General features: G+C 35.4%; 10 protein-coding genes. 4 read left to right on the top strand and 6 right to left on the bottom strand.

Annotated elements, in window-relative coordinates:
* Nucleotides 1-47 precede the first annotated feature (47 nt).
* From OH806_RS00200 to OH806_RS00190, 3 genes are read left to right on the top strand one after another with little or no spacing between them, the layout of a single operon-like run.
* The gene (locus OH806_RS00200) at nucleotides 48-1,769 is read left to right on the top strand and encodes a WG repeat-containing protein (RefSeq protein ID WP_264741674.1); all 1,722 of its coding nucleotides are present in this window, start codon (nucleotides 48-50) and stop codon (nucleotides 1,767-1,769) included.
* Between the two features lie 11 nt (nucleotides 1,770-1,780).
* Nucleotides 1,781-2,311 carry a hypothetical protein gene (locus OH806_RS00195; RefSeq protein ID WP_264741673.1) on the top strand — a complete coding sequence of 177 codons (531 nt, stop codon included), beginning with the start codon at nucleotides 1,781-1,783 and terminating at the stop codon, nucleotides 2,309-2,311.
* A 31-nt stretch (nucleotides 2,312-2,342) separates the two neighbouring features.
* Entirely contained in the window at nucleotides 2,343-3,899 is a 1,557-nt protein-coding gene (locus OH806_RS00190; RefSeq protein ID WP_264741672.1) for a T9SS type A sorting domain-containing protein, read from the top strand.
* 182 nt (nucleotides 3,900-4,081) lie between these two features.
* Here the strand turns inward: OH806_RS00190 and OH806_RS00185 are convergent, their stop codons facing one another.
* From OH806_RS00185 to OH806_RS00160, 6 genes are all read right to left on the bottom strand, one after another.
* A complete protein-coding gene (locus tag OH806_RS00185; RefSeq protein ID WP_264741671.1) occupies nucleotides 4,082-4,678 on the bottom strand; it encodes a hypothetical protein in 597 nt (198 codons plus the stop codon).
* A gap of 51 nt (nucleotides 4,679-4,729) precedes the next feature.
* On the bottom strand, nucleotides 4,730-5,032 hold the full coding sequence (locus OH806_RS00180) for a helix-turn-helix domain-containing protein (RefSeq protein WP_264741670.1): 303 nt from the start codon (nucleotides 5,030-5,032) through the stop codon (nucleotides 4,730-4,732).
* A 60-nt stretch (nucleotides 5,033-5,092) separates the two neighbouring features.
* Entirely contained in the window at nucleotides 5,093-5,869 is a 777-nt protein-coding gene (locus OH806_RS00175) for a hypothetical protein (protein ID WP_264741669.1), read from the bottom strand.
* 26 nt (nucleotides 5,870-5,895) lie between these two features.
* The gene (locus OH806_RS00170) at nucleotides 5,896-7,368 is read right to left on the bottom strand and encodes a hypothetical protein (RefSeq protein ID WP_264741668.1); all 1,473 of its coding nucleotides are present in this window, start codon (nucleotides 7,366-7,368) and stop codon (nucleotides 5,896-5,898) included.
* Between the two features lie 49 nt (nucleotides 7,369-7,417).
* On the bottom strand, nucleotides 7,418-8,158 hold the full coding sequence (locus OH806_RS00165; protein ID WP_264741667.1) for a transforming acidic coiled-coil-containing protein: 741 nt from the start codon (nucleotides 8,156-8,158) through the stop codon (nucleotides 7,418-7,420).
* A 293-nt stretch (nucleotides 8,159-8,451) separates the two neighbouring features.
* On the bottom strand, nucleotides 8,452-9,315 hold the full coding sequence (locus OH806_RS00160; RefSeq protein ID WP_264741666.1) for a hypothetical protein: 864 nt from the start codon (nucleotides 9,313-9,315) through the stop codon (nucleotides 8,452-8,454).
* A gap of 114 nt (nucleotides 9,316-9,429) precedes the next feature.
* Here OH806_RS00160 and OH806_RS00155 point away from each other — a divergent pair, with 114 nt between their 5' ends.
* Nucleotides 9,430-12,792 (top strand): P-loop NTPase, encoded by a 3,363-nt coding sequence (locus OH806_RS00155; protein WP_264741665.1) that lies wholly within the window; start codon nucleotides 9,430-9,432, stop codon nucleotides 12,790-12,792.
* The last annotated feature ends 174 nt before the right edge of the window (nucleotides 12,793-12,966 follow it).

The raw sequence follows: 12,966 nt of genomic DNA, 5'->3' as shown, positions 1-12,966 counted from the left end.
AGGTGGTTTTTTGTTTTAAGTTTGACGAGAAATTTAAAAATAAAATTATGAAGACAAAATTATTTATAATAATGCTGATAACAGTTTCGGCATTTTCTTTCGGACAGGTAAAGAAAAAAGCACCTATGAAAAAGACTGTAACGACTACAGGTAAAAAAACTGCGGCTGCCAATACAAATACTGAAAACAATACCGCATTATTTGACGTACAAGACAGAAACACCGGAAAAACAGGATTTATCAACAGCAAGGGTATTCTTGTAATTCCAATGGTATTTAAAAAAACTGGAGCATTCAAAGAAGGAATGTGTCCGGTTCAGAATGATAACGGAAAATGGGGTGCAATCAATACTAAAGGAGATGTTGTCATTGATTTCTTGTATGATTATTTCTCTTTCTACAATGGTTTTGCCCGCGTAAAGGCAGCAGACGGAAAAACGTACACCATCAACAAAAAAGGGCAAAAAGTATTTGAAAATCTCCCATATCCTACTCAAGGTTCTTTCTCGGAAGGTTTGTGTAGAGTTCAGGATACTAATGGTAAATATGGGTTTATCGACACAAATGGCAAATTGGTCATACCTTGCAAATTTGATGAAGTTGGTGAATTTTCAAACGGAATGGCTCGTATAGAAAAAGATAGCAAGACAGGTTATATCGATAAAAAAGGCAATATTGTAATTCCTCCGAAATATTATCATCCGGGCGATATGTTTGATGTCAATTTTTCTGACGGAATGGTTATCGTGAGAGAAAGTCCCAATGGAAAAAAAGGAGCGATAGATAAAACCGGAAAAGTGGTTATTCCTTTTCAGTATGACTATCTTTATTCTTTTCATAACGGATTGGCAATGGTATATTCCGATGGAAAAGCTGGCTTTATTGACAAAACAGGAAAATTAGCAGTTCCCTGCATCTACGACCAGGCAGAAAATTTTACAGAAGGGCATGCTGCTGTTAAAAGAAATAAAAAATGGGGCTTCATCAATACCAAAGGAGAAGAAGTAATTCCTATAGATATGTTTGTAGCAAACCGTTTCATAAACGGACTTGCCCTCGTACAATTAGGAAATGAAAACGAGTTTTCCTACATCAATACGAAAGGAGAAAAAGTATCAAGTTGCTTACTCGGCGATAAGATTGAGAATGTAACCAATATGCGTTATAACAGCGACACCACTTACACGGGACAAACACTGAACGGACGAGCACACGGAAAAGGAAAATATACAAGAACAGACGGTTCTTGGTACGAAGGAGAATTTAAAAATGGGGCTCCTAATGGCAATGGCGAAATGCGGGATACCAAAGGTTTCCGCTATTACGGAAATTTCAAAGACGGGTTACCTCACGGAGCAATTACTGTAAAGAACTGGACTTTGGGTGGATTAGTAAGTAATGAATGGTATGCGGAATATGACAACGGAAAACTCATTAGGTCAGAAATAACAAAAGATGATTTCAACAGACTCTTGTCCGGAGGTTCGGGAAGTTCTTCGTCCGGTAGCAGTTCTTCATCAAGCAGCACGACCTCAATTCCTAAAGTCGTAAAATTTGAAACCGTAAAAGAAGGCGGGGCTATTTTAGGTACAACAACGTATAAATATTATGTGGAATATGGAGATGGCGTTTCAGGGAATTTATATAAATACTATGATAAAGATGGTGGGAAATGGGCTGTATCTTGGGGCGTAGGTGCTAATGAATATGCTGGTAAAGAAGAAGCAATTGAAGCATTGTATAAGTACAAAAAATATGGAGAAAGGTAGAAATTAAAAATATGAAAAAAATATTCCTTTTCAGCATACTGTTCTGTTTACAATTGGTTTTCGGGCAAAATATTCCTTTCAGCAAAACCAAAGAACAACATTTTTCCGTAGTAGATACCGCTAATGTTACCCTCACTGTGCTACAAAGAGAACCCGGTTACATTTATGGTTTTAAATATGAAAACAAACCCTATACGCATCAGCTAATGCTTAATCCGGCCGAAACCGACATCAACGAACAGGCAGAGCGGACAAAAAAAATGATGCAGGAACAGATAAGCAAAGACCTTAATCCAATGATTCTGGATACAGAGACAAGCAAGAATATGATGTTTTTTGATTCTGAAGGCGAGTTTATAATCGGATTCTGCCTTACCAAAACACCACATTACCTGTATCAGCAAATGCTCTATCATCCACTGGCGTTACATAAAATTCAACTGAAAAAGGAGAAACCAAAAGAAAATATCATTTTGGATTACAAAAAAATAAATTATGACATTATGCATAAGTTATTCAGCAATATAAAATTTGACAAATAAATAACTTAAAACCCTTATTAAATATTCAGATATGAAAACAAAACTATTTCTACTATCAGCACTCATACCCTCTTTTCTCGCAACAGCACAAAACGCTCCTGCCATTCAGTTTCAGAATTCACTTGGAGGCAACAGTTTTGATGTTGCATCCTCTGCACAGCAAACCACAGACGGAGGTTACATAGTGATTGGCTATTCCAATTCAACAGATGGAGATGTCAGCGGGAATCACGGAACAAATGATTATTGGATTGTAAAACTTAATAATAGCTGCACTATTGAGTGGCAGAAATCACTTGGCGGAAGTTCGACTGACATCGCGTATTCCGTTCAGCAGACCACAGATGGAGGTTACATTATTGCGGGCTACTCTTTTTCATCAAATGGAGATGTTACGGATAATCACGGAGGTAATGATTATTGGATTGTAAAGCTGGATAGTACCGGAAATATCGAATGGAAAAAATCGTACGGCGGTACTGCCGACGACAGAGCTAATGCCATTCGTCAAACTACAGATGGCGGATATATCGTTGCAGGATATTCCAAATCATCCAATGGCGATGTAACCGGAAATCAGGGAGGAACCGATTATTGGATTGTCAAACTCGACAACGCTGGCAACATATTATGGCAGAAATCAATGGGTGGAAGTGGTAATGATTATGCCCAATCCGTTCAGCAAACTACAGACGGCGGGTATATTGTTGCGGGATGGTCTTCATCCAATAATGGTGATGTGAGTGGAAATCACGGTGGTTATGATTATTGGGTTGTAAAACTTAACGGCAACGGCAATATAGAATGGCAGAAAGCATTGGGCGGAAGCATTGATGAATCTGCCTATTCCGTTCAGCAGACAACCGATGGAGGTTACATTGTGGCAGGATATTCTTTTTCAACAGACAGTGGTGATGTTACCGGACATCACGGAACTACGACTTATCCTGACTATTGGGTGGTAAAGCTCAACAGTACCGGAAATATCGAGTGGCAAAAATCACTTGGCGGAAGCTATGACGATCAAGCCAAATCAATTCAGCAGACAGCAGACGGTGGTTATATCGTAGCTGGAAGATCCAATTCTACTGACGGAGATATTACCGGCCATCACGGCTTTGAAAGCAATTGGGATTACTGGATAGTAAAACTCAACAATACTGGAAATATAGAATGGCAGAAATCGCTGGGTGGAAGTAAAAACGATTATGCGAACTCTATTCAGCAAACCGCAGACGGAGGCTATATCATTGCCGGAGAATCCAATTCCACCGATGGGGATATCGTGGGACATCACGGAAGTAGCGGTGCTGATGCTTGGATAGTGAAGCTTTTAAGTGATGAAACATTGGCTGTACAACAAATAAGTAATCACAAGATGGCTATTTATCCGAATCCTGTAAAAGATGTTTTAAATATCAATACGGATGAAAGAATAATCTCAGTCCATATATATAATATGTCCGGACAGGAATTAAAATTGGGCAAAGAAAAAAATATCAGGGTTTCAGATTTGGTAAAAGGAACGTATATCTTAAAAATTACCACAGATAAAGGAGCCAGAACTGAAAAATTTGTGAAAGAATAAATAATTGATGTTGTGAAATATTTAATAAAAAATGCCACAAAACGTGGCATTTCTTTTTGGGTAAAATCACACCGGAATTGGTGCTTAGAATGTTTTTAAGAAAACCCTGTGTTTTGAAAGTATATCCGAAAAATGGACTTGCCACAGAGGGTGTCAGGTTCAGAAAATTATATTTAGAACTCTTAACTTTGCTTAGTAAGAATTGCTGATGCAGGATTCTTCAAATAATCAACGCAGTATTTCCTTTGATTGATAAGAAATCTTTTGTGTTTTGAATAATACTGGTTTTGCCCCAAAATTTCAATGATAATCAGCTCTTTTTCCAGAATCCAATCCGAAGGCAGCTCTGAAATTTGAATTGAAGCGACAATTGACTCCCCTGCAAAATCAAATCCTGATTGATGAATAATATGAGTGAACTCATGCCACGCTCGGAATAGGTGATTCATTTGTGCCGATCCGAAGATCGTAAGCTCACTACCTCCCGTCCAAATCCGTATTCTACCTGTTTCATTATACAGTTTCACATACCTGTCGAGGGTTTCCTTTATATCTTTGGAATTGAAATCATCGTCATCCACGAATTCGAAAATTGACTTATGTTTCTCATACCATTCGCTTATCCAATCGTTAAGGCGAGAACTAAACGGGACAGATGGTTTATATCTCGAAAAATTAGATATCAGCTCTTCTCGTCTTATCTTGTTTTCAATATAAAAATTGTAACTTTCTACTAATGATAATGTTTGTATTATCGGGCTTTTTACTGTTTTTTTCATTTTATTAAATATTAAATAGTTTGTAAATTTTTTTTGGAAAAAGTTAAAATCTTAAAATCTGTCAAAAGTGTTTTCATTTAGGTATTCTTGGATAGATTCCGAATGATACAGAATCTTCTTACCAAACTGAGAATACGAGATTGCTCCTGTCTGCCGGAGCTTTGCCAGTGTGGTTTTGGATTTTATATTTAAAAAGCTCATGGCTTCTTTTGGGGTCAGCCATTCTTTTTTTTCTGATTTCTTATGGTTGAGAAGCTTTTCGTAAACCTGCTTCAACAATTCATAGAATGTGATAGAATCAACCTGAATAAGCTGAATGGGTTCTTCGGTTTTTTCAAAATTAAAATTTATCATTTTGTTGTTTTGTATGATTAAGAAATAGGGAGGTCGGATTTTTGCCTCCCCTAAAAAATTTTACTTATTATTCCACTCGACGGTGTCTCGAAATCCGAAGTTTTGGAATAATTTTTCCCAATAATGTGGAAGATTAACCATTTTAGAATCATTTCCAGAGGGTACTAATACGGTTATACGCTGTACTTTTTGGAAAGTTTTGTCTGGTAAAGAAAAATGTATCTGCAATTTTTTAGAATCTTCATTCGCAAAGTTTTCAGCTTGTTGCTTTCCTTCTGGCAGATTTTTACTAAAATTTCTCATAGAACTTTCCTGCATCATATCGCTTAGAAAGATAATCTCTACTGAATTATACGGCTTTGTCAGCCTTTCGAATTGCGTCAAAACTTCCAATATTGCAGTTTGGGAAGAAGGCTGGACTTTATCAGAAAACAGAATTTTGAAGAGTTTTTTTTCCATCTTTATTTTCTGTTGGAATTCTTCCTGTTGCTGAGCCGACTCCTGTAATAATTCTTCGCTTTCAGAATATGTTTCGCTATCTGTAATAGGGAGGTTATACGGGATTACTTCGTGATTTGTAGAAGCACCGGAGAATGAATTTACTTTCAGAATTAAAATATCGGTTTGTGCTTTAAAATGCTGATTCAGGTATTTTTTCAGAAATAATTTCTGTGTGGAAATTTGTGTGTCATCATTTTTTTGAACACTGCTGGATTCGTCTTGGAGAACTACCAATGCATTTCGGAGTTCACCGCCCTGCTCCTTTCCTTTGGAACAAGTAGATACAATCATCGCAACAATCATTGTTGTCATAAAATTTAAAATTGTTTTTTTCATAATATTTGAAATTTAAGGGGTTGTTATTATTTAATTTTTGGGATAAATTTTCTGTCGTATAGCGGTTTGAACCCACTCTCTTTAACTTGACTTTCGATCAAGATGGAGGTTAGAAATTCTTTTTTTGCTTTTAATTTATATATGCGATAAGCCTTTTGGCGAAGTCCTGACAAGCGGTTTTTATATGCTGAAAATCTGCTTTCGAGGTAGATGATATTTTGTTTGGCATCTTTAAGTTTTTTCCGAAGCGACCGTTCTTTGAGCATCAGTAAAAGAACATTGATTAATAATGCGTTAACTATCAAAAGGAATCCGGAGCTTATTGCCGTAGTCCCTGCTTTCAGTAAAATAATTACACGCGTGTCCTGAGTAAAAATTTCATTTTCAAGCTGCTCCATTTTTGAGGTTAGTTTTAGATTATCATTATTAGAATTTACAGGAGCTGTTTCTCCACTATATTCCTGCTCTGCTTCGGCTTCCTGTCGGGCATTGAACTGCTGTATTTGCAAAACTTGATACTGCTGTATTTTAGATTTTCGCTCATTCTGGAAGTGAAACAAGACTCCGAGACAAGAAGTGTAAATGAAAATGCCTGTGAGTATTGCATAAAAAAATCTTGATGTTTTAAATTCTTTCCAGCTTAGTCTGTTGCCGGATTGTATGAACTTTTTTACCGTTCCATACAAAATGACCGAAACCAGCTTTGACAATGACAGGACAAATAATGACGCAGTCCCCGCTCCCCAACTGTGAAGATGAAACAAACTCTGAAGAATGGATTTGTATATGAAATATTCCCCAAAACTTGAACCTGCAATGATAAACATCAGAAAAAATATTTTCATTTTCCCAGTTCCGGACAACATATTTTCATTTGTTGAAATCCTTTTGAACAGATTTTTTGTTAAGCAAGGAAGTGACAATTTTTTCTCAGAAGCATCTCTTGGAAAATAACAATTTGCCTGTCGAACTCCATAAGCTTCGGCATAATCCATCAATTCTGTTTCGTTTTTAAAATACTCTGGAAGATTTGAAGGTGTAGGCGGAATTTCTACAGGAGTTATTCTAATATTGTTAGGTTGGAAAATTTCTTCTCCTATTTCATTGTATTTATCAGAAGTTGCATCTGCTGGATTTTTATCTTCTTGATGTTCGATTTCCTCACAGGATTTACGTTTTTGAATTTCCAGAAAAACAGGGTCGTCCGAGCAACTAATAAGCTCAACGAGATTATCCTGAATCTGCAAATATTCTTGCATTCGTGCTGAAAACCGACTCGAAAACCGATAAAGTTGTTCCTCTACTTCAAACTGTTGAAACTGAAAGTATGTGGCGATATCCTTTGTCCCGAACCATTTTTTATCCTTGATAGGTAATCCCGATAATCTGGCATAATCTTCGGATTGATGTTTGATTTCAATTTCGATGTTTTCGATAAGTTTTTTTAGCTTTTCAGTGTTGAAAGGCGTAGTTTCTATGTTGTAATTAAGTGGTTTCATTTTCATTATTTATGTTTTAATAAGTTGTAAATTATGTTGAGAGATGGATTTAGAAAAGCTCTGCCAAAGCTGTTTCCAACAGATTTAATTCGTGTTTTACCGCTTGTAGTTTCTGCTCGTGAATCAGCTTTTCATCTTGGGATAAAGTATTTAATGGAGCGAATGGATCGTCTTGCACAGTTTCGGATTCAGTGTTGGAAACAGGGCTGCATAATTCAAGATATCTTCGTTTCACTTCCAAGATTTTTTGCTTCAACTCTTCACGCAATTCGTCATTTTCGAGCTCAAAAACATTAATATAATTTCGCACAAACATATAATTGACCAGTAAGGGAAGCTGGGATACAATAAATCCGGCACAGAAAGCTAAAACTGATATTGGAGAGAATATTTCGCCTATATCATAATGGAAATACCCATGCTGGAGCGAAACAAATAAAACGGGTAATAAAAAGCTTAACGAGGCATAAATCAGGACATATAATAATATCACCAACCAATTATTATGTGTGCTTCTGGTTGCGTATAAAAATGAGAATCGGTTAAACATAGGTATTATAAATACTGTGAAAAATCCTGAAATTACACTAACCAAGGGTATCTCAATTGTTAACTGAATGAATGCAGTTATAATTGTAGTGTGGAAAATGGTTGCGAAAAGACTCAAATAAGCGATGAGTGTAATTCGTCTCCTTTCGCTAATGCTGGTTGAAGTATTTTCCTTTCCGGCAAGGATAAATAAAAAGTTACCTTTTTTTTCGTGGGTTTGATTTTGAAAAGCTGTTTCCATTTTTGTGTGTTTTTAATATTAATTTTTTTTAGAAACCCACCCCAAAAAAGGGGCGGGTAAAAGCTGACAGGAAGTCTGGAATAGCTCATTATTAGGGGGCGACTTCCGAGAATTTATCAGCCAGAATAGATTTTTTTCAGAAATTTCATTTGTTTTTCCGTAGCAAAGGTACAAGGGGCTTTCAGGGGAATTGATACAAAATCTGAGCATTATCCGGACATTTTCTTTACAAAATGTGAACGTTCATAAAAGACATATAAAAAAATCCTGATAAACTATCAGGATTAAAATAATCAGGCAAACCGCCATCCTTTAAATGCAAGAGTGTCGTAAAAGACCTCGCAGACAGAACCATTGAAAGACGTGAATATGACACTGTCTTCTTTTTCTTCATACAATTCAAAATCGAAAACACCGGAATACAGATTACTTTTTTTACCGGTATGGATATCTAAAAAACAGAATCCAGAATAATTTTTTTTCATAATCAGGATACGTCCGGCAGACTTATAAGAATCAAAAGATTCTTCTTTTGAGAAGCAGACAATATCTTTTGCGGTTACCAATCCGCACCCTTTATGATTCGTTTCAATCCAATATACATCTTTCGCTATTTCAGTATGTTTTTCGATACAAACTCTCCAGTCATAAACAATATTATACAACAATGTATTTTCCTCATCATACAGCAGGTAAAAAGTCTCTGATAGTTTTTCATACCTGTCAAAAAGTAGAATCTCTTGATCGAAACCATCTAAAATATATTCCTTCTTTTTGTCAGTGTATTCTGTATGGTAAAGCGTAAATCTTCTTTTTCCTGAGTAGTCCATTTCCATTTGGCATAAATAGACATTAGGAGAGATTTCTTCATAGGATACAAAACTCCCAATGGTTATATTGCACATAATTCTTGTATCCATCAACAGGTCTCCACAGCTGTCAGTGATCAGATATAAGCCGTACTGAAGTTTTTTATACGACTCAATCTCGAAGGTGCGATCCCAAAGCAATACATTGCGTAACTCCTTTTTTCTTTTTCCTTTAGGGTAATAGAAGATAAAAAGATTCCAGTCAATTTGCTCTACATCATAGGCGTAAGTATCCTTTGCAAGTAGATCATTTTTCATCTCGGAAGTTAATTCATAATTGGTATTCATAATTTAATTTTGTTTATTTCATTGACTATAAGTATTTTATGACGTTATGTCAATGTTTTTTATGACACAATATTTCCACAAAAAATGATACATTTGTGTAAACCGAATGACGACATGAAACCTCCATTACAATACAAATCAAAGAGTGATCTTGCAAAAGAGTTAGAAGATAGATTTTCACAGAGAAATTCATTGCATCAAAGCATAAGTGATAGTTATGGGGATTTTATTGCAATTTTTAATGAAGAATGTGAGGATTTTTATCTAAAAGACTCCCCACTTTTATCATTAATAAAGAGTGATGGAGAGAATAACAACCCACTTGCTTTGGTACTGGATAAAAGAACAATTGAGGACTTCATTGCAAATCCCGATAAAAATGTACATCCAAAAACTTTGGATTTCCTCTGTGTAAGTTTGGGATATTATGGGTGGAGAAATTTTGAAAAGGGAGAGTCTTCTATAAATTTGAACGGACATCCAACAGTTGAAGAATTTACACAATCTGTAGAAGAAATAACGACTCCTTTGCCTCATACATCTTTAAATTCTGATATATCCGGAGCAACAATCATTGATGATAATTTTGTACTCATGTTGGAACCTGAGAAACCATTCTCCAAATTAGACTTCTACACAGCCCGTCAAAGTGGAAATTGCCAGTGGACAGGAGTTTTAAAAAAGTTAGATGTTGAACGGAATGTATATCAAGATTTAAAGGAAACAATAGAAGGCAGTTTTAAAAGCGAGCGGGATTTTAAAGTTTCTGCGGTAGTCTTGGGTAATGGTGGAAGTGGCAAGTCCACATTGCTGCGAAGACTGGCTCTGGATTTATATAAAGATAAGTCATTCAACGTCCTTTGGCTGAACAAGGGTGCATTAAAGGAATTTGTAGAAAAAGGCATTAAAACCATTCAGAATAATTCAGCTGAAAATTATCTTTTAATTATTGAGGACTGGTACAGGAATGTTGGTGATGATACTCAATTTGCTCGAACTCTTTTAGAAATTACTACTGACATTCCCAATATTAGAATCTGCATCGGCGACAGAAAGACCGCAGAACAAGTATATTTTGATTATATGAGTGATCAGGATGCTGTTTTTAATCTCACAGCAGAAGAGAACAAACATATAATTGAAAAAATTATTGAAAATTATCCTGAATGGAGAGCATCCGCCGATAGTTTGTTGGAAAATCAGACAGAGCATACATTTTCACTTTTCTTATTATTATTCATTATTGCTAATATTCAGAATTCGGAACACGAGTCCAAGCAGGATATGAAAGAACCTTTAACGGTTTTCAGAGCCATTATCAAAAGTGACATAAAAAAATTGGCTGAAAATGAGCATTATAAAGGGCTTGCCAAAGCACTATATTATGCTGCCTTTATTTACAATGAATACAGGCAACCCATTAACTATAAAACCCTTTTATATTTCGCAGATTATTTTCAGGGAGATAAAACCATAAGCGAAAATTTTTCAAACAGTACCCTTTCAGGAAATCAGGCACTTGATACAGTATGGAAATATATTTCTGTAAAGGATCATCGTGGTTCCGGACATATATATCTTCCGGATGAAGAATGGGTACACTTTAACCATGATATTTTTATAGAAGAAGGTCTGACAAAAATAAAATTCCCTCAATGGGAGAATTACGGCGAATTTATCAGACTTCAATTAGTAAAACTTATCATAAAGGAGAACTTGTGGTTGGATGAGATGGTGTTAATGGATAAGATTATTAATGATAGAAGTTTTGTGCAAAAATATAAAAATGAATTTCTCCCCTATCTGGAACCGTTATACGACATGAATATCTTTTTATGGGATGATATTATACGGGAACTTTTAAAGAATGCGGAATTATCAGGTGATGAGCTAAAAGAGCATACTCTGAAAATACTGAAATGCTACCACGAGGAATATATCCATTTTACGATAGATAAAGAAGAAGAGTGGCTACAATTTGTAGAATATTATAAAGAGAAATACAATCAAATAGGTAAAGAACTCATACATCATTATATAAGTGAATATCTCGAAAAACACGTGGAAAAATCCTCATTTCAGCATCAGGAGTTTGACCATTTCTGCTTTTTTCACTGTTTTATACCGAGTGAACAGCTGTTAGATCTTCTGTATGATAAAATCCTGTCCCACGAAAGAGTCATAGAGCTTAACAGTTCTATCGTCAAAACAGTGATGCGTGGATCAGCCAATCAGGAATTGGTAAACAAACTTGCAAATACCATTCTGATACAATCCGACGCACATTTGCTGAACCTCAATTTTGTAATTCCTGCTGTAGAATATGCAGACAATGAAATTGTAGAAAAATTTGCAGAAACTGTTTTTACCTCAAATCTTAAAGATGCAAAAGAGAGACTTCTTGCGGAGCTTATCAATAAAACAAAAAACGAAAAATATCTTCAGTTATTTATTGACAGGTTTTTGTTTAACAAAGATTATTCAGATGAAGACGGTCTTATAGATTATGATTTATCCGATTTTGATGATGAGATAAGAGAAAGTATCTTACAAACTATTATCTGTCACGACAGTTGGGATAAGCTGATTCCCGAAATTGTAATGTTCGCATTTGAGGAAAGTAAATCTGATGAAGATAAAAGATCTTTTTGTGACAAAGTCCTTACCAACAATAAATGGATGGATGAAAATCCCGAATGGCTTTTCCCTCTTTATCAGTTTTCAGGTCATCAGGATATTAAAAACTGTTTGTTGGTAAACTGGCAAAAAGTTCAGGTTCACGAAATATTTGAAATTCTCAAAAGCTACAGCGACAAACCTCTTCCGCCAAATATTAAAAAATACATACAGGAAGTTATCCAGGATTACCATCAGACAGGAAACTATCCTTTTCACTACGGAGATTTATTTCTTTTAGATTTCAGTGATTCCGTTGAATGCAAGAATGAACAGGAAAAAATTTGCAGTATATGGGAAAGAAAAAGAGAAAGTTTCGACACCTATAATCTTCACGTTATAACAAAGTTTTTGTGCTCAGACTATACATCATTTTTCTATAAGGCCAAAATAGCCAGAAGTATTTTTTCAGCATGGCAGGAAGAGATAAAAAGCCATAATATTTTAGACAGAAACATAAGGCTTTACAATTTCTCTCATATTCCTTATATTGATAAAAAAGAGGATAACAGCCGGGAAATTGGTTCTGAATGCTCATACTATACGGTATATTGTAAAAGATATCTGTTCGAGCTGTGCCTGCTGCATCCTGATATGAGAGAGGAAGCAAAAGAAATCTTGGATCTAATAGAAAAAGAAACTGAAGAAGAATTTCTGCCTCTTTCTTTACAATCTATAATCAAAAATTTCCACGAAAGTTCGTGGTGTGAAAACCTATGGAATGATATGAAAAGTAGAATCATAAATCACACAGGATATGATGATCGTGGACATGATTATCTGGAATTGTTATATTCCTGATGAATCAATCTCGATTTCTTATTTTTCTGGTTGGCTGCAGGCATTATAAATTAAGATTTTTGATAAGCAAAATTTTCTTCCTACATTTGTAAGACAACCAAAAAAACAGAAAACTATAAGGATAATAAATAAGGATACATTTTAAAAATATAATTGCGTTAAGCAGTTCATTTT

It is taken from the genome of Chryseobacterium oryctis, assembly GCF_025971925.1.
Classification (GTDB): Bacteria; Bacteroidota; Bacteroidia; order Flavobacteriales; family Weeksellaceae; genus Chryseobacterium; species Chryseobacterium oryctis.
The sequence above is the reverse complement of the archived record's forward strand: the minus strand, read 5'-3'. Positions and strand labels throughout refer to the sequence as shown.